Origin of the sequence: Saccharibacillus endophyticus, assembly GCF_013185185.1 — a bacterium.
GTDB lineage: Bacteria > Bacillota > Bacilli > Paenibacillales > Paenibacillaceae > Saccharibacillus > Saccharibacillus endophyticus.
Genome location: NZ_JAAZWE010000002.1, coordinates 988,772 through 1,005,998, shown reverse-complemented (window position 1 = coordinate 1,005,998; position 17,227 = coordinate 988,772). Strand labels below are relative to the sequence as shown.

Below are 17,227 nucleotides of genomic sequence, written 5' to 3'. Positions count from 1 at the left end.
GGTATGCAGCTTAGGATAGGTTGTGCTTGTTCTGCATCTATATTCCTATTCTATTATGGAAATGGGGAAGAGGCTAGAAGGGGATGTATGGTGTTCAAAATGTGATTGACTTCCCGCATAATGTGTTCGAATTCTTGATGCTTGAAATCAAAAGACCATTTGTAGATCGAGTTATAAAGGCCGCTTCGATTTTGCGTTTGTCGCCCGCTGTAGGGAAGGTTTTGCTGGCAAAGCTGCACTACGGTTTGTCTCAATGTGCTTAGATCGCTTTGCGGCAGCCGATTCTTCTCGTCGATCTTCACTTTCAAAATAAAGTCTTGATAATTGAATTCCCAATAGAAATGAACGGGATAACCGTTAATTTGCTTGGCAAGCCAGCCCGGGTTCCAATTCATCACGGGATTATTTCCTCCGCTATAAATCTCCCATTGATCGTTCGTGCTCGAATGTCTTTTCAGTTCGTCGTAGATATAGTAGAACAAGGGGAACCACAATCGATAACCCTGACCTCGCCAGTATTCGTTCTCCTCTTCATTCAGCTTCATGCTCGGTGCAAGCTTGATCTTCTGCTCCAACCTATGTGATCTTGAGTTTTCTTCTTGCAACGAATCCAGCCATTCCGTGTATGCGTAATAAGGCACATTCAGATTGGCGAATACGTCCATGATTTGTGGCAATCGTAAAACATGAAAGGAATAAAGCTCAGGCTGAATGCAAACTTGCGAAGAGCCGAACAATAAGAGCAGGAATAAAGCGTCATTTTCCGCAAATCCTTCGGTTTGACTAAAGTCTTCGATCGTGCCGGATAATTGCTCCTTATAAGGAATAGAATCGACTTTCATCTCCATGACCAGGTATTTGGGAGATTGCTCCCGCAGCGCGATTTTCACGACCAGATCGATTTTGCGCCTGCGTCCGAACGAATGCTCCGGCTTGCAGACGATCGAATGAATATCGGACAGTTCAAAAGGAACAGCTTGATTGGCGGCACTGTATATTCTGCTTAAGATTTCATATTTCTGTCGAGGCGTTACTAACGGGTTTGTCCAATCCAACAACCAAGCGATCATTCCGGTATGTACGCGTTCGAATTGATAGCCGACAATATTAATGAAGTTTGGGCTCAATATGTGCACGCTCCTTTTATTTGAAGATCAGAATCGCTAAACTCTACTCTATAGTAACGTTCCTCATGCCAAACAGCGCCCGCCTCGAAACTCCCGAAGCGAACGCTGCATCTTTTTTAACCGTAAACTGCTTATTCCTTATCTTCGTCCTCTTCTTCGTCTTCCTCGTCCGCATGCTCGGAGAACAGTTCCAGCGTCTCCAGCAGCATCGTGACGTCTCCCGACACTTTCATGAGCACGGTGTTTTCGTCCTGCACGCCGACGCGTTCGAACTGCACGTCGGTCAGCAGATCGCTGTCCGTCAATTGGATCGAAAGGTGGTCGGCCAGTTCTTCGGGAGAGAGATCGGAAACGTCCTGCAAACTTACCGGGAGAACAGCGGCAATGCGATTGTTTTCCTGAATGTCGTGAATCTGTTCGAGCGTGAGCGGTTGAGTCTGGATGTCTTGCGCGGAACCGGATGTCGTTGCCATAATGTAGCGCTCCTTTGGGTAGGGGGTGAAAAGCCGGACTTGCATGGAAATTGAGGAAAAGTTGAGGCGGACGTGCGAAATACGAAATAAGCGGTAATATGTAAAAAATTGAGGATACATCCCCAGTGTAGGAGCAGATACCTAATTTAGGTACTTAGCAATACGATATCTGCAACAAAATGTTACGGTGGACCCAGGGATAAGAGATAACTGGTCTATGCAATGGATAAGGATGTTTTCTCATCTAACGCCGCACCGTATTGAACGTGCCACATGTCCGATCACAAAAACCAAGAATTCAGCACCGCTATACAGCGACACAACGACCAACAACACAATCCACGGCTTTTTCGATCGCTTCATGGCTCAATCCTCTTTTCCCGGTCACGCTCGCACTTTCCTTCCCTTCAACACCCAACCGACCACCCAAGCAATTGCCCCATAAGCCGCGCCGTAAATCACCCAACTATCCACATTCGCTTTCAGCGTCGACCAATCCGTCCAGATAAAAAGCAGCGGAATGAACAAGCTCGCCGCTACGCTCCACCCGGCATGCAGCTTCAACCGTTTACCGATCAACACCAGCGCCACGGCCAAGATCGGAGCGATCACAAGGATCATAAGCAGCGGATTCAAATCCGGAAAAAGTTCAAATAACATGGTTAACCCCTTTTTGCATGCATATGCTAAACGCATTTTTTCTTTTTCTATAAAGATGAACCCGCCGCCCGGTATAATAGTTATGGAAAGGCTGAACGAACGGCCAAAGAACTTATTTTTACCCGCAGAAAGGAATTTTATCGTATGAAAAAAATTATCGTCGTCGGCTCCGGCATTCTCGGCGCTTCGGCGGCTTATCACCTATCCCGCTCGGACGCCGAGGTGACCCTGATCGACGCCAAGCATCCCGGACGCGCGACGGACGCGGCGGCCGGGATTATTTGCCCGTGGCTGTCGCAGCGCCGCAATCAGGCCTGGTATCGGCTCGCCAAGGCGGGAGCCAGGTACTACGCCGAGCTGACGGAGCGCCTGCGCGCGGAAGGCGAGCATGATACCGGATATGCCCGAGTCGGCGCGCTGAGTCTGCATACGGACCCGGGCAAGATTGAGCAGATGCGAGAACGTGCCGAGAAACGCAGGGAGGATGCGCCGGAGATCGGGGAGATTACGGTGCTGGACGAGACGCAAGTCCGAGAGCTTTTCCCGCTTTTAAACGAAGGCTATCTGGCGGTTCAGGTCAGCGGAGCGGCTCGGGTGGACGGGCGTGCGCTGCGGGATGCGATGGTGTCGGCAGCCGTGCGCAATGGCGCGAAAGTGAAGGAAGGACAAGCGTCATTTGAAGCGTCTGAAGGGCGGATAACCGGAGTGAACGTGAACGGGGAGACGGTGGCTGCGGACGAAGTGGTCATTTGCGCAGGTGCATGGTCCGGCGAGCTGCTTCGGCCTCTGGGGCTGGATTTCCAAGTGACGTATCAGAAAGGGCAGATCCTGCATCTCGACGTTCTGGGCCAGCCGGATAGCGGCCGTTGGCCTGTAGTAATCCCGCCGACCGATCAGTATTTGCTGGCGTTCGATGACGGGAAAATGGTCGTTGGCGCAACGCACGAGAACGGGGTGGAGCTGAGCGACGTGCGCGTAACGGCGGGCGGCATGCACGAGGTACTGGACAAAGGACTGGCGCTTGCGCCCGGGCTGTCAGACGGAGAAGTAGAGGAGGTCCGCGTCGGATTCCGTCCGTTCACGCCGGGGTTTTTGCCGGTGATCGGACGCGTTCCGGGCTGGGAAGGACTGATCACTGCAAACGGCTTGGGCGCGTCCGGCCTGACGATGGGACCGTTCCTCGGCAGCCAGTTGGCGAAGCTCGCGCTGGGACGGGAGACGGATTTGCCTTTGGAAGATTATGCAGTGGAGAAGGCGCTGGGGGAGAAATAATCCGGAAGCCCATTTGAATCTATCAATAAAGAGACCTTCATCGCCTCGATAAGGTCTCTTTGCCATGCCTGAATCCCGGTCTAAATCCCTTGCTCCAACAGCCCGATTTCCACCGGATCGAAGCGATACAGCGGACGCGCATACGATTCGGTGCTATGCCCCTCCATCATTTCGCGCGCGGAAAGCTGGATCTCGATCCCTTTTACCGCTTCGTCTTCAGTTGGGAAAACGTATCGGATTGCCCCGTCAAGCGCATGTTCCGCTGGCGTTGAGGAAGCCGTACCGATGATGGGATCGGCATCGGAAGCGACCCTTGACGGCGGCGCAGCAGCTTGACCCGCGGGCAAATACATCGAGAGAAATAACACGGCACACGCCGCTCCTTTTTTCAACACGACCATCTCGATCCCTTCTTCCCTCATATTCCTTTATTTTACATGAAAAAAGATCGAAAAGAACCCCTCGGCCATACAAAAGACCGCTTCGCAAAGAAACGGTCTTTTCATCCTGCTTATTCGGTTCAACCCGTCATTTCAAATGCTTATCCGCATTCGCCGCCGCTTTCAATGCCAATCGGGTCAGCGTCGCCAGCTCCTCTTCGGTAAATCCTTCCGTCGTCGCCTGCTCCACCTGCTGCCAGACCGCCGTCACGCGCTGCTCCAACGCACGTCCTGCATCCGTCAGCGATACCAGCGTGACGCGGCCGTCTTCGGGCGAGCGCGAGCGTGAGACCAACCCAGATTCTTCCAGCCTTTTGACGGATTTGGCTACGGTGGAATGGTCCAGTCTCAGCGCGCGTCCCAGACTATTCTGCGATTGCGAGTCGTTGTCCCAGAGCTGGAATAACAGAATCTCTTGCCCGGCAAACAGCCCGATTTCCCGCAAAAGTTGAGCAGCTAATCCTTTGTGCGAGCGCCCCATGGCAAAGATCGCGAAGCTGACCGGATACCGCTCGCCGGCGCTGAACTCTCGGGGAGCGGGTAGGGAAGAAGGAGTTGCGACATCGGAATCTGCCGACGTGCCGGTTCGATGGTTAGGTTGAAAATCTTCAGGTGGCTGAGCGTGTTCATGAGTCATCGCGTTTTCCTCGTTTCTGCCTGGTCTGCGTACGGAAATCTCAAGTTTGCGGACTCCCGTACGCGTCAAGGCACTGCTGCTTCTATCATACAGCGTATGCCGGCATTTTGTCCCGCTTCAAGCTGCGTTCACGCTTCGGGATTCAACAGAATCCGTCCGCGTCCGCGGCGCTGTTCGCTGAAGCGCTGCGCTTCTCCGGCTTCGCTCAGCGGATAGGCGCGTCCCGTTTCCATTTTCAAAGTGCCGTCCGCAAGCAGGTCGACGATCTGAAGCAGATGCTCGCGAGCGGCAAACACCGTGTTGAACTTCGCCGTCACCCCGTGCGCGGCGGCCTGCTGCGCATCCGGATCGCCGACGAGGGAGACCAGAATGCCGCCGCGCTTCAGCACGCCCCATGAACGCTGCTCCGTATCCCCGCCGACCGTATCGACCACCAGATCGACATCTTTTACAAGTTCGGAAAAGTCTTCGCTGCGGTAGTCGATGACCATATCCGCGCCGAGCGATTTCACGAATTCCAGATTGTCCGCCGAAGCCGTGCCGATCACGGTCGCTCCTTTCCACTTGGCGAGCTGAACGGCGAATTGACCGACTCCGCCCGCAGCGGCATGGATAAGCACGGTTTGCCCGCTTTGCAGATTTCCTTCGAGGAACAGCGCTTTCCAGGCGGAATCGGCTCCGGCTTTGATCGCGGCGGCGTCTTCGAGCGAGATGGAGTCCGGCAGCTTGACCAACGCGTCTTCTTTGGCGACGGCATACTGGGCGTAAGAGCCGCGCAGATCGCCGAAGACCCGGTCGCCCGGTTGAAGCTCCGCAACCTGCGAGCCTACCGTTTCGACGATGCCCGAGGCGTAAAAACCAGGCGTATAAGGGAACGTCGTCGGGAAGACCTGCTCCAGCCAACCGTTGCGAATTTTCCAATCCAACGGGATCATGGCAGCGAAGGAGATGCGTACAAGCACTTCGTCTTCCTGCGGCTTAGGGCAGTTCGTTTCGCGCAATTCCAGAACGTCGGCGTCTCCGTATTGATCGACCAGAATAGCTTGCATCTTAGTTTGATTCATGTTTATCGTCTCCTTTTTAAGTGGGAAGTTGGTTATAAAATCGATTAATGTTGCCGGCCACATAAATATAAACCTAATTTAAGTGGTTGGCAACATATTTTTTGAAAAAATAAAAAAACGATATTCCTCGCCGCTGAAATTGGGGTCGATTCGGGCGGGAATATCGTTTGTCGATCAGGTGCCGAATAGGTACAAAAGAGGCGTGAGCAGCAGCAAATACAGCACCGACACCGCTGAAGAGGCGTATAGCGATACCGCGTACAGTCGGGAGCGGCGGCGATACGGAAGCAGGAAAAACACGCTGATCTACCGATTAACGCGATCAGGAACCCGGGAAGCCATTGCGAGGCGAGCAATTTCAGGATTCGACCGCGTCGCCTCGGAGCGTGTACCGTTGGTTTTTCGTCTGCGTCTGTCCGTTAGCCTTTGCCTCGCGCACTTCCATGTAACCGCCGCGAACCAGATCGCCCACCTTCATGAGATAAAGGTCTATCCGATCCTGATCTTGCAGACTCAACTGCTTGCGAAGCTGCGGATGATCGGCGGAAAACTTGTACGTGTTGACGCGCTGGCCGTACAGCGATGCGAGATCGGCTTCGGCCGAACTTCGATACGAGCGGAGAAGCTTCGAGGCTTCCGCATTTGCGGCAAGTACCGAAGAGTCCGTCATCCCCAGCCTGTTCACGTCGGTAAACCCGTACGCTTCCAAAAAGGCGGCATACTCCGCGTTTTGCGCTTCCCGATCGACCAACTGGGGAGGAATGCGGGAGTCCAACAGCACGAAGTTCCCGGGCTGCTCTTCGTCGGGTTTGAACGTGTAGGCGCGATCCGGATCATGGGCAAAACGCACGAACACCGGGTATGTCGGCAGCATGGAGCGCTTGGCTTCGATGCCTACAATCTCTGATTCGGCAACGCCGTGATCGACGAGATACAAGCGCATGTCGCGTTCGAATCCGTTTAATTTGAGCTGAAGCAGCACGTAAAAAGCAGCGGCCAGCAGGACGGGAATCAGGATGAATCCGAGCAAGACTTTCCTTTTTACGGTGGAAAACACGATGAATTGCCCCCTTGCGAAGCGATAAGCTCCTTTTTAATCCAATAAACGCCGGGACAGGCGGCGGAGTTGTCGCATTCGAAAAAAAATTGCAAAAGCGGATGTGCATCGGCTCTGCATTAGGAGGAAAACCCTATTGCTGGAAATCGGTAATCCGTCGTTTTTGAAAGCGGCAAAAAAGTAGAGCGAGGTAGATCGATCAAGATTGTCCGTCTGCTGAGTACAAATCGGCAAATTTTTTTACGAAAAATTCCAAACGTTTCGATTGTCTCCTATATATGAAGCAAAAGAAATTCATTTTTAATATTTATCAGTTACTTTACCTGACATGAATAAGGAGTTATAGAAAAAAATATTGCGAATCAACCGCTGTTCATGTAAGTTATATTCACTCGACTCGGAGCCAATGCTCAAGCGATCACACCAATATACATAATAATTACAAAATGTTGGGCTTGGCGGGCGATGTGCGCGGGCAGAATGCAATCTTGAGGGGAGCGTACTGTTCATGAGAAAAAGATTGGGATTGCTGCTTACGTTAATGTTGTCATTGGTGCTGGTGCTTGCCGCCTGCGGAGGCGGAGGGGAAAGCGCGACGGAACCGGCAGCTTCGACGGAAACGGGAACGGAAGCGACGACGGAACCTGCAGCCGAGCCTGCTGGAGAAGCAGCCGGCGGCACATTGATCGTCGGACGGGGCGGGGATTCGGCAGCGCTTGATCCCTCGATCGTAACGGACGGCGAATCGCTCAAAATCGCGCAGCAGGTATTTGATCCGCTGCTCGCTTACAAAGCGGGCACGACGGAAGTCGAAGGCGCGCTCGCCGAAAGTTGGGAAATTTCCGACGACGGCCTGACGTATACGTTCAAGCTGCGCCAAGGTGTGAAGTTTCATGACGGAACCGACTTCAACGCCGACGCGGTCGTATTCAACTTCAACCGTTGGAACGATCCGGACAGCGAATTCAAGTTCGAAGGCGATTCCTTCGACTACTACGACTCCATGTTCGGTCCGGCCGAAGCCCGCGTCATCAAAAGCGTAACGGCTTCCGACGAATCGACGGTAGTGTTCGAACTCAATCAACCGCAAGCTCCGTTCCTGCAAAATCTGGCGATGCCTCCTTTCTCGATCGCCAGCCCGAAAGCCGTTCAAGAATCGGGAGCCGACTTCAAAGCCAATCCGGTCGGAACCGGCCCGTTCGTGTTCAAGGAATGGAAACGCAGCGACTCGATCACGTTGGAAAAGAACCCGGAATACTGGCAGGAAGGCCTGCCTAAGGTCGATACGGTCATCGTGCGTTCGATCCCGGACAACACGGCGCGCTTCAACGCATTGCAAAACGGCGAGATCGACCTGATGGAAGACCTCAGCCCGGACGATCTGGCGACGCTGGAAAGCAATCCGGATCTGCAAAAGTTCAACCGCCCGCCGTTCAACGTCGCTTACCTGGGCTTTAATGTCACGAAAAAGCCGTTCGACGATCCGAAGGTGCGCATCGCGCTCAGCCACGCCGTCGACAAGCAGGGCATCGTGGACGCGTTCTTCGCGGGACAAGCCGAACCGGCCAAAAACCCGATCCCGCCGTCGCTGTGGGGCTACAACGACAGCATCGAAGATTACCCGTACGATCTGGAGCAGGCCAAGCAATTGCTTGCCGACGCCGGATACGCGAACGGAATCGAGCAGCCGCTGACTTTCTACGCGATGCCGGTATCCCGCCCGTACATGCCGGACGGCCGCAAAGTGGCGGAAGTCATTCAAGCCAGCTTCGCGCAGATCGGCGTGACGGTCAATATCGAGTCGCCGGAATGGGCCACATACCTTGACGACCTGAGCAAGGGCGAAAAAGACGATCTGTTCATCATAGGTTGGACCGGCGACAACGGCGACCCGGACAACTTCTTCTACCCGCTGCTCGACAAAGATTCCATCGGCGGCAACAACTACAGCCAATACGCCAGCGATCCGCTGCACGAAGTGCTGGTGAAGGCGCAGCAGGAAACGAATCAAGACGAGCGCGCCAAGTTGTACGAAGAAGCGCAGGTCATCGTGCATGACGACGCGCCGTGGGTACCGCTGGTACACTCCACGCCGCTCTTGGCCGCTTCGAATAACGTCCAAGGCTACGTGCCTTCGCCGACCGGCTCCGAGCCGTACGCGGAAATTTCGATCACGCAGTAAACCGTATCGTTTCTGAATATCAGCTACGGCCCGCGAGGTGCGCCGCTCACAGCGGCAGGCTTCCCGGGCCGTAATTGATCTGTTGATCCGGTATCGACCTTGCACCGATTCCCGATTCATACCAAACCGACAGCGGGTGACGCACAATGACTTCCTACATATTCAAACGGTTGGCCGTACTGATTCCGGTACTGCTGGGCATGACGATCATTGTCTTTTCGATCATTCACGCGATTCCGGGCGATCCGGCCGATACGATCCTGGGCGAAAAAGCGACCGAGCAGTCCAAGCAGGCGCTGCGAGACCAACTCGGACTGGACAAGCCCTGGCTTCAGCAGTATTTCAGTTATCTTGGAGATTTGCTCACGGGAGATCTCGGCAATTCGATTCGAACACGCGCGCCGATCTCGGAAGAGATCGTGCCTTATCTGGCCGCGACATTCGAGCTTACGGTTGCCAGCATGCTGTTCGCGGTGTTTTTCGGCGTTAACGCGGGCATCATCAGCGCCTGGAAGCATAATTCGTGGTTCGACTATATCTGCATGCTGATCGCGCTGCTCGGCGTGTCGATGCCGGTCTTCTGGCTCGGCTTGATGGAGCAGTGGATCTTCGCCAACGAGCTGCATTGGCTGCCGTCGAGCGGGCGGATGAACGCGCGCGATCCGCTCGACGCGGTGACCGGGTTCTACGTGCTCGACGCGATCATTCAAGGACAGTTCGCGCAGCTGTGGACGGTATTCAAGCACCTGATCCTGCCGGCGATCGCGCTCGGGACTATTCCGATGGCGGTCATCGCCCGCATGACGCGTTCCAGCATGCTGGAAGTGATGCAGCTCGATTACGTGCGCACGGCGCGGGCCAAGGGACTGTCTCAGTTCGCGGTCGTGTATCGGCACGCGCTCAAAAATTCGTTTATCCCCGTGCTGACGGTGATCGGCATCCAAACGGGCGCTTTGCTCGGCGGCGCGGTGCTGACCGAAACGATCTTCGCTTGGCCGGGAGTAGGGCGCTACATCTTCGAAGCGATCAGCAACCGGGATTATCCGGTGATCCAATCCGGCATCCTGATCGTCGCCGTCATTTTCGTGCTTATCAATCTGCTGGTGGATCTGCTGTACGTCGTGTTCGATCCGCGCATCCAGTACAAATAGGGGGACTCACATGAGCGACGCATTCTTGAAGGCCGACGTCCGGCCGAACGCCGACTCCAAACAGAGTAACGTGCAGCATGGCCCCTGGCGGGATGCGGCCCGATCGTTCGCGAAAAACAAAACGGCGCTGGTCGGTCTGTGCCTGGTGATCTTCTTCGTCCTGCTGGCTTTGGTCGCACCGTTAATCGCGCCGTTCGATTACAAAGCGCAAGTGCTGTCCGACCGGCTCAAGCCGCCGTCCGGCGAGCACTGGTTCGGCACCGACGACCTCGGCCGCGATATCTTCAGCCGCGTGATCTACGGCGCGCGCATCTCGCTCTGGGTCGGCCTGCTCTCCGTCGTCGGCTCGATCGTGATCGGCACGCTGCTCGGGATTATCGCGGGCTTTTACGGCAAATGGGTAGACATGCTTATCTCGCGCGTGTTCGATATCCTGCTCGCGTTCCCCGGCATCCTGCTGGCGATCGCGATCGTCGCGATTCTCGGCCCTTCGCTGCAAAACGCGTTGTACGCGATCGCGATCGTCAACGTCCCGACCTACGGCCGCTTGGTCCGCTCCCGCGTTCTATCGCTGCGGCAGGAGGAATTCATCACCGCCGCCCGCGCTTTGGGAGCCAACGACGGCCGCATCCTGTTCAAGCACATCCTGCCCAACAGCTTGACCCCGATCATCGTGCAGGGCACACTCGGCGTCGCCACCGCGATCATCGAGGCAGCCGGCCTGGGCTTCCTCGGTCTCGGCGCCCAACCGCCCGATCCCGAATGGGGCAAAATGCTGTCCGATTCCCGACAATTCATCCAAACCGCCCCGTGGACCGTTATCTTCCCGGGCTTGTGTATCCTGCTGACCTCGCTCGGCTTCAACCTGATGGGCGACGGCCTGCGAGACACGTTCGATCCGAAGATGAAGGGGAGATAAACGATTCAGGATCTTCTCGAAAGTTTCGTTGGTGGGGGAAGCGAGAAGACTCCGAGAGAAATTGTCAGCATAAGCTTCCGAAGTGCATTTCTTCGAAATGCTTCAGGTCGCGTGTTGAAACCGGGAAAATAGGATTGAACTTTTATTTGTATTTTCCCGATTTCAAAGGCGAACATTTCATTCCTTCACTGAATTTCTCTCTCCGTCTTCTCGCTTCCAGTTACGTTGGATTTTCTCGACACGTAGAGCGTTTTTTTAAAGTTCTCTAGTCAACGTCTTACAATAGCTATGCAGACTCGAGTCACAAGGGCAGAGGTCAGCTTAATCGATCTGTAAGTCGACCTCGCTTGAAGTCAACAGCCGATTGCCTCCATCCCAATATCAAATGTTGACGCGATGTCAGCAAATAGTGCTCCAATCCTGTTTTCTGAGCAAAAATGCTGACATTACGCTCACATTTTTGCTCGAAAAACGTCATAATACCTCTTTTCTCTGAAACATTTGAACGAAACGTCAACATTAATCAAGCAGCAAGCAGCAGTCATATCTAAAAAATTGAACCGCCCTTCCCAAAGGGCGGTTCAATGCTTTTTAACCCCCTCCATGCAAGCGGTAAGCGAAGGGAGAAATTCAGTGAAATACAGGATTTCGAAGAAAGCCTGCGGTAACGTCCGACAGCACGTTGGCCTTTGAACGCGGAAAACTGAAAGTTTTCTGCGTGAGACAGCGACTTGAACGAATTTCTCCCGCAGCGCCTCCCCTTGCACGTTGACAACAACTCCCGTACAATCCTTTTATAACACATTCGTATTAAAAAAGGAGGCATCATGCAAAACTCAAAACGCATCGAACTACTCGACATCCTGCGCGGCTTCGCGATTCTCGGCACGCTGGGCACCAACATCTGGCTGTTCGCCACCTATTCGGACCTCACGACCTTCCTCGACCTGACCGACTGGAGCGCATCGGCCGAAGGCATCGTGACCGCGCTTCAGTCCGTTTTCGTCAACGGCAAAATGCTCGGCCTGCTGACCATTCTGTTCGGCGTCGGCCTGGAAATGCGCTACCGTAAAGCTCAGCGCACCGGGATGCCCTGGCGGCGATTCATCCTGTGGACGATGCTGCTGCTTCTGCTCGACGGCCTGCTGCATTACGTGTTCGTGTTCGAATACGACGTGCTGATGAGCTATGCCGTAACCGGCATGATCGTGGCGATGCTGATCGGATTATCCGAACGTAAGCTTACCGTCATCATGATCGTCTGCCTCTCGCTGCACGCTCTTCTGATGCTGCCGCTGTCGCTCGGACTCGGCTGGATCATGCAGGATGCCGGTTTTCAAAAGGAGTTATTGGCGCTCGGTCAGGAAACGAAAGTTCTTTACGCAGACGGCAGCTATATGCAGCAAATCTTGTATCGCCTGAACAATTTCCTTTCGCTGCGGGCCGAAGGCGTGATGATCGGTCTGATGAATATCGGGCTGTATATCGGCGGGATCAAGCTGCTGCGCGGCGAGGCGTTCCAAAACACCGACAAAGGACGCCGGACGCGCGGCATGCTGCTCAAAGTCGTGCTGCCGATCGCGCTTGTGCTCAATATCGTTCCGTTGTTCGCAGGCGGCTATCTGGATCTGGCCCTGCGTTATATTTTCGCTCCGCTGCTGTCGGTCGGCTATATCGGATTGCTGGGCTGGCTGGCGGAAAAGAAACAACTGCGCGGTCTCAACGACCGTTTTGCGGATATCGGAAAAGCGGCGCTCAGCTGCTACGTGCTGCAAAACGTTCTGGCGTCGGTCTTTTTCTACGGCTGGGGATTGGGACTGGGCGAACGCTACAGCGTGTGGCTGACGCTCGGCATGTTCGTCGTCATTGCCGTATTGATCGCCATCGCCGCCAACCTGTTTGTGCGCAGGTGGCAGGCGGGGCCGCTGGAGTTGTTATGGCGCAAGCTGTCCTACGGTCCGTTCCGGAATTCGCGATCGTCCTGAGTCGGTTCGCCGCTGCCGTTTGGGTATAACTTCTATAATGCTTGTTGCGTATACAGCTTTTTGGGGGTCATTTTGTATATAATACGGGTTATAGAAAAGACCTTCGGGTTTCGACCCGACAATCGGTAACGGAGGAGCCTCATGATTAAACAAAACGGAAGCTGGTGGAAAGACGATCGCATCCCCGGCCTGATCGCGCGCAAACAAGTGGATGGATTTCTGTTCGGGCACGGCTTCGAGATTCCTCCGGACTTTCGTGCGGATTTTGCGGAAGAAGGAGGCTCGCTGCCCGCGGTCGGAGAAAGCCGTCCGGTTCGTCTGCTGCACCAAAGCGGAGATACGATTGCCACTTACGAAGCAAGACTGGAGCATTGGCGAATTGCCGTGCCGAGCGGGAAGTCTTCATTAGAGATTCGTTACGATTCCAATAAAGAATTCAAAGATTTTTTGCGGTCCGCTTTTCAAATGACCTATCGGGAAGTGGAGGAGTGGGCCGCTCGATTTGCGAGGCAGCAGGGAGGAGACGGCGACGGGAAGGAAACGGGCTCGTCTGCGGAACATACAACTCAGCAGACGGCAGTCGACAACGCGTCCGCTCGATCTTCGGCTTCGACTGAAAACTCTTCCGGTTCCGCAGAACGCGGCGGTTCGTCCGGTGCACGCCGGATTCCGCCGCGCGGATCGGTCGAGATCGCGGCCGTGCGGAATCCTTTCGATACGCCGGATGCTTATTTGCCGCGGGAAGAACGAGCGGAGTATCTGTATATCTACGAGACGGATACGCCGTTCACTTACCGGATCGAACTGCGAACGCTCGGCGGACGCGAGTTGAGCCGGGCTCATTTTCATATCGCGGAAGCCGGGGCCGAATATTCGGTTGAAGGGGAAAAGGCAGAGGGTGAAGCGGCCGAAGCTTCGACTTTGAACGCGATTCCTGTTCCTCGGCCTTTGCCGCATATTCCCGACAAAGAGGTTCGAGGCGCTATCGCAGGCGTATCCGCCTACATTCGGCAGCGCGGCTTTTCGTTTCCGGACGGACTGGTGGAGCATTTTTATTTGTCGCTCAAAACCCGTCCGTTCGTCATCCTCGCAGGCATCTCCGGCACGGGAAAAACGCAGCTTGCGCGCCTGTTCGCCGAAGCGCTCGGTTCGACGCCGGACAACGGCCGCTTCACGCTGATTCCGGTGCGGCCCGACTGGAACGATCCGGCCGACCTGATCGGCTACAAAGACCTGTCCGGCGCGTTCAAGCCCGGTCCGCTGACGCTGGCGCTCAAAGAAGCCTCGCGCCCGGAAAATGCGGAGTACCCGTATTTTATCGTGCTGGACGAGATGAATCTGGCGCGCGTCGAGCATTACTTCAGCGATGTACTCAGCCTGATGGAGACGCGTCGGCGGTACGTTTTACAAGAAAGAGACGGCGCACTGGATGTATCTCAAGTCGGCAGCATCGTCACCCAACCGCTGCTGCCGGAAGCTTCGCTCGAACGGGTGCAGGATCGGGCGTTGTACGGCAATCTGGCCATTCCGGGCAACGTGTACGTGGTCGGTACCGTCAACATGGACGAGACGACCTATCCGTTCAGCAAAAAAGTGCTCGACCGCGCCGGAACGATCGAGTTCAATCATATCGACCTGATGCGGCTGCCGCAGCTTTTTGCCGAAGTCGAACAAGAAGCGGAAGTGCTGTCGGCCGACCGCCATCTGCTGGGCAGCGATTATTTGCAGCTGGTGGACGCGATGGAGAACCACTCCAAGCTGATCGAACGAACTGCCGAAGAGTTGGCTCGGATCAACGGCATCCTGGAAGAAATTCAGGCGCATGTCGGGTTTCGGGTGCGGGACGCGGTGTGCTTTTACCTGATCTATAACGAACGCTTCGGCCTGATGACCCGCGCGGAAGCCTTCGATGCCCAGCTCATGCAGAAGATTTTGCCGCGGATTCAGGGAAGTCGTTTTTTGGTCAAAAGAGTGCTGCTGGATTTGCTGCGCCATTGCCTCGGAAGCGAAGCGGAAAAAGCGTTCGATTGGCGCGAGTTGGAGGATTCGGCGGAAAGCGTCTACTCCGGACGGCGCAGCCGAGAAGCGCTGGCCGCCGCCCGTTATCCGCAAAGCGCTCGCAAAATCGCGTATATGCTGCGGCGATTGGACGAGGACGGGTTTACTTCGTATTGGCTGAGTTAATAGCTTGTCCCACTTTAAATGGTAGGCTTCAGTCAAACTTAACCTTACATTAGCCTGGAACAAGCTACGAACACTACGCACCCCTACGTTCACTTGTAACAAAGTACCGCTCCCTCGCCCCGTCGCCTTATCGCTGGCAAGGTATCGAAATAGGCGATATAATACAGGAACACGCCGGGGCGCGAGCGCCTCGCGCTCCCAAGTTATCCTATGCCAAGAAACAGGTGAATCCCATGAATGCCAACGAGTCGAACGGACTTTTGAATAATTGGTTGGAGCTGGCGAACCTTCAAGCCAAGATCTCGCAGCGTTTGGAACAAGCTCTTGACGAAGAGGCCCGCCTGTCGCTCAACGAGTTTTACGTGCTGCACTTTTTGTCCTTGAACGAGGATAAAAAGCTTCGCCTTCAGCAGCTTCAAGAACGCGTCGGCCTGAGCCAAAGCGCGATGTCGCGGTTGGTGCTTCGGATGGAAGCGCCCAAATGCGGCGCGCTGCGCCGCCATATCTGCGAAGACGACCGCCGCGGGATTTACACCGAAATGACCGCCCTCGGCGAAGACAAACTCAAACGCGGAACGGAAGCCGTAAAAACCGTTCTTCAATCCCTAAGCACCCCTGGCGAACTGCCGCCCGAACTAAATGCTTTCCTTGTCCGAGCCGCAAGCACAGTCGAATAAAACCACTTAAGAGACCGGAACCCTACCGGTCTCTTTTTTTACTTCCCCCAAATGCTGACAGCGAAGCTAGGCGAAGGGAGAAATTCAGTGAAAGACGCCTTTGAACGAGGAAAGCTTTCTGCGTGAGACAGCGTCTTGTGAAGCATTTCGAAGAAATGCACTTCGGAAGCTTATGCTTGCAATTTTTCCCGCAGCCGCCCTGCCGATTCTCCCCGAATAGGACCTCCCTTTGAGTTGACAACACGAAAAACTAAATGCTAATATACATGCAGGCGCATGCATTTTATTTAATCCAAAAGAAACCGAGGCGAGTTCTCCATGAATAATCTCTTCATCCCGTATCGTTTGAAAAACCTGGAACTGAAAAACCGCGTAGTCATGCCTCCGATGTGCCAATATTCTGTCGACCTGAAAGACGGAATCGCGACAGACTGGCATTATGTGCATTACGTCAGCCGCGCCATCGGAGGCACGGGCCTGATCATCGTGGAGATGACCGACGTCGAGCCGGACGGTCGGATCAGCGACAATGATCTGGGCTTGTGGTCGGACGAACAGATCCCGGCTTTGAAAAAAATCGTCGACGCCGTCCATGCTCACGGCGCGAAGATCGGAATCCAGATCGCTCATGCCGGACGCAAAGCCGAAGATGCCGAAGTTCCGGTCGCGCCGTCGGCGATCGCATTCGACGAAGGCTGGAAAACGCCGCGCGCGTTGACTACCGAAGAAGTCAAAGAAATGGTCGCCAAATTCGGTCGTTCCGTTGAACGCGCCGTTCGTGCCGGGTTCGATACGATTGAGCTGCACGGGGCGCACGGCTACTTGATCCATCAATTCCATTCTCCGCTGACCAACAAGCGCGAAGACGAATACGGTCAAGATCGTACGTTGTTCGGCCGTGAAATCATTCGCGCCGCTCGCGCCAATATGCCGGCGGACATGCCGTTGATCATGCGCGTTTCCGCGAAGGAGTATGTGGAAGGCGGTTACGGAATCAAGGAAAGCCTGGAGTTTGTTCGTGCTTATCGCGAAGAAGGCGTGGACATGTTCGATGTCTCGTCCGGCGGCGAAGGCCCGATCGGCGCATCCGGCAAACCGGGCACGCATGCAGGCTATCAGGTTCCGCTCGCTCGCGAGATCCGCGACACGCTGGATATTCCGGTAATGGCGGTCGGCCGTTTGGACGATGCGGTGTTGGCGAATGCGGTCGTGGGCAACGAAGATGCGGATTTGGTCGCAGTCGGGCGCGGGATGCTGCGGAATCCGTATTGGGCGATCGAAGCGGAGAGCATTCTGCGTCAGCCTTCTACTGCGCCTAAACAGTATGCGGGGGGGTTCTGATTGCGCTACTCAGGAGGCGCTGCGGGAGAAATTCGGTCAAGACGCTGTCTCACGAAGA

General features: G+C 54.9%; 15 protein-coding genes. 8 read left to right on the top strand and 7 right to left on the bottom strand.

Translation table 11 applies throughout. The features are described 5' to 3' along the window. Nucleotides 1–53 precede the first annotated feature (53 nt). The 3 genes from HRQ63_RS10340 to HRQ63_RS10330 form a co-directional block, all read right to left on the bottom strand. Nucleotides 54–1,127 carry a PDDEXK-like family protein gene (locus HRQ63_RS10340; protein ID WP_172242813.1) on the bottom strand — a complete coding sequence of 358 codons (1,074 nt, stop codon included), beginning with the start codon at nucleotides 1,125–1,127 and terminating at the stop codon, nucleotides 54–56. A 131-nt stretch (nucleotides 1,128–1,258) separates the two neighbouring features. Next, nucleotides 1,259–1,600 (bottom strand): hypothetical protein, encoded by a 342-nt coding sequence (locus HRQ63_RS10335; protein WP_172242810.1) that lies wholly within the window; start codon nucleotides 1,598–1,600, stop codon nucleotides 1,259–1,261. A 384-nt stretch (nucleotides 1,601–1,984) separates the two neighbouring features. After that, nucleotides 1,985–2,260 (bottom strand): hypothetical protein, encoded by a 276-nt coding sequence (locus HRQ63_RS10330; RefSeq protein WP_172242807.1) that lies wholly within the window; start codon nucleotides 2,258–2,260, stop codon nucleotides 1,985–1,987. Nucleotides 2,261–2,404: 144 nt separating this feature from the next. On the opposite strand from HRQ63_RS10330, the gene HRQ63_RS10325 reads away from it, so the two are divergent. Continuing rightward, a complete protein-coding gene (locus tag HRQ63_RS10325; protein WP_172242804.1) occupies nucleotides 2,405–3,532 on the top strand; it encodes an NAD(P)/FAD-dependent oxidoreductase in 1,128 nt (375 codons plus the stop codon). 80 nt (nucleotides 3,533–3,612) lie between these two features. Here HRQ63_RS10325 and HRQ63_RS10320 read toward each other — a convergent pair whose 3' ends face one another. From HRQ63_RS10320 to HRQ63_RS10305, 4 genes are all read right to left on the bottom strand, one after another. Beyond that, nucleotides 3,613–3,933 carry a hypothetical protein gene (locus HRQ63_RS10320; protein ID WP_172242801.1) on the bottom strand — a complete coding sequence of 107 codons (321 nt, stop codon included), beginning with the start codon at nucleotides 3,931–3,933 and terminating at the stop codon, nucleotides 3,613–3,615. Between the two features lie 127 nt (nucleotides 3,934–4,060). Beyond that, the gene (locus tag HRQ63_RS10315) at nucleotides 4,061–4,609 is read right to left on the bottom strand and encodes a MarR family winged helix-turn-helix transcriptional regulator (protein WP_172242798.1); all 549 of its coding nucleotides are present in this window, start codon (nucleotides 4,607–4,609) and stop codon (nucleotides 4,061–4,063) included. A 128-nt stretch (nucleotides 4,610–4,737) separates the two neighbouring features. Next, nucleotides 4,738–5,673: an NADP-dependent oxidoreductase gene (locus HRQ63_RS10310; protein WP_172242795.1), complete on the bottom strand. Its 936-nt coding sequence runs from the start codon at nucleotides 5,671–5,673 to the stop codon at nucleotides 4,738–4,740. 358 nt (nucleotides 5,674–6,031) lie between these two features. Then, nucleotides 6,032–6,730 (bottom strand): hypothetical protein, encoded by a 699-nt coding sequence (locus HRQ63_RS10305; protein ID WP_172242792.1) that lies wholly within the window; start codon nucleotides 6,728–6,730, stop codon nucleotides 6,032–6,034. A 508-nt stretch (nucleotides 6,731–7,238) separates the two neighbouring features. Here HRQ63_RS10305 and HRQ63_RS10300 point away from each other — a divergent pair. From HRQ63_RS10300 to HRQ63_RS10270, 7 genes are all read left to right on the top strand, one after another. Continuing rightward, nucleotides 7,239–8,912: an ABC transporter substrate-binding protein gene (locus HRQ63_RS10300; protein ID WP_172242789.1), complete on the top strand. Its 1,674-nt coding sequence runs from the start codon at nucleotides 7,239–7,241 to the stop codon at nucleotides 8,910–8,912. Between the two features lie 146 nt (nucleotides 8,913–9,058). Then, nucleotides 9,059–10,063 carry an ABC transporter permease gene (locus HRQ63_RS10295; RefSeq protein WP_037283857.1) on the top strand — a complete coding sequence of 335 codons (1,005 nt, stop codon included), beginning with the start codon at nucleotides 9,059–9,061 and terminating at the stop codon, nucleotides 10,061–10,063. 10 nt (nucleotides 10,064–10,073) lie between these two features. Then, the gene (nikC, locus tag HRQ63_RS10290; protein WP_172242787.1) at nucleotides 10,074–10,982 is read left to right on the top strand and encodes a nickel transporter permease; all 909 of its coding nucleotides are present in this window, start codon (nucleotides 10,074–10,076) and stop codon (nucleotides 10,980–10,982) included. Between the two features lie 827 nt (nucleotides 10,983–11,809). Continuing rightward, entirely contained in the window at nucleotides 11,810–12,967 is a 1,158-nt protein-coding gene (locus HRQ63_RS10285) for a DUF418 domain-containing protein (protein ID WP_172242784.1), read from the top strand. Between the two features lie 141 nt (nucleotides 12,968–13,108). Then, entirely contained in the window at nucleotides 13,109–15,151 is a 2,043-nt protein-coding gene (locus tag HRQ63_RS10280) for an McrB family protein (RefSeq protein WP_172242781.1), read from the top strand. Between the two features lie 233 nt (nucleotides 15,152–15,384). Continuing rightward, nucleotides 15,385–15,828: a MarR family winged helix-turn-helix transcriptional regulator gene (locus HRQ63_RS10275; RefSeq protein ID WP_172242778.1), complete on the top strand. Its 444-nt coding sequence runs from the start codon at nucleotides 15,385–15,387 to the stop codon at nucleotides 15,826–15,828. A gap of 318 nt (nucleotides 15,829–16,146) precedes the next feature. After that, nucleotides 16,147–17,169, top strand: coding sequence for an NADH:flavin oxidoreductase/NADH oxidase (locus HRQ63_RS10270; RefSeq protein ID WP_172242775.1), 1,023 nt, complete (start codon nucleotides 16,147–16,149; stop codon nucleotides 17,167–17,169). The last annotated feature ends 58 nt before the right edge of the window (nucleotides 17,170–17,227 follow it).

Excerpts from the sequence above, each read along its gene's own strand:
- HRQ63_RS10295 (WP_037283857.1), top strand. The coding sequence starts at position 9,059 with ATGACTTCCTACATATTCAAACGGTTGGCCGTACTGATTCCGGTACTG.
- HRQ63_RS10270 (WP_172242775.1), top strand. The coding sequence starts at position 16,147 with ATGAATAATCTCTTCATCCCGTATCGTTTGAAAAACCTGGAACTGAAA.
- HRQ63_RS10315 (WP_172242798.1), bottom strand. The coding sequence starts at position 4,609 with ATGACTCATGAACACGCTCAGCCACCTGAAGATTTTCAACCTAACCAT.
- HRQ63_RS10300 (WP_172242789.1), top strand. The coding sequence starts at position 7,239 with ATGAGAAAAAGATTGGGATTGCTGCTTACGTTAATGTTGTCATTGGTG.
- HRQ63_RS10280 (WP_172242781.1), top strand. The coding sequence starts at position 13,109 with ATGATTAAACAAAACGGAAGCTGGTGGAAAGACGATCGCATCCCCGGC.
- HRQ63_RS10330 (WP_172242807.1), bottom strand. The coding sequence starts at position 2,260 with ATGTTATTTGAACTTTTTCCGGATTTGAATCCGCTGCTTATGATCCTT.
- HRQ63_RS10320 (WP_172242801.1), bottom strand. The coding sequence starts at position 3,933 with ATGGTCGTGTTGAAAAAAGGAGCGGCGTGTGCCGTGTTATTTCTCTCG.
- HRQ63_RS10325 (WP_172242804.1), top strand. The coding sequence starts at position 2,405 with ATGAAAAAAATTATCGTCGTCGGCTCCGGCATTCTCGGCGCTTCGGCG.
- HRQ63_RS10285 (WP_172242784.1), top strand. The coding sequence starts at position 11,810 with ATGCAAAACTCAAAACGCATCGAACTACTCGACATCCTGCGCGGCTTC.
- HRQ63_RS10335 (WP_172242810.1), bottom strand. The coding sequence starts at position 1,600 with ATGGCAACGACATCCGGTTCCGCGCAAGACATCCAGACTCAACCGCTC.
- HRQ63_RS10275 (WP_172242778.1), top strand. The coding sequence starts at position 15,385 with ATGAATGCCAACGAGTCGAACGGACTTTTGAATAATTGGTTGGAGCTG.
- nikC (WP_172242787.1), top strand. The coding sequence starts at position 10,074 with ATGAGCGACGCATTCTTGAAGGCCGACGTCCGGCCGAACGCCGACTCC.
- HRQ63_RS10310 (WP_172242795.1), bottom strand. The coding sequence starts at position 5,673 with ATGAATCAAACTAAGATGCAAGCTATTCTGGTCGATCAATACGGAGAC.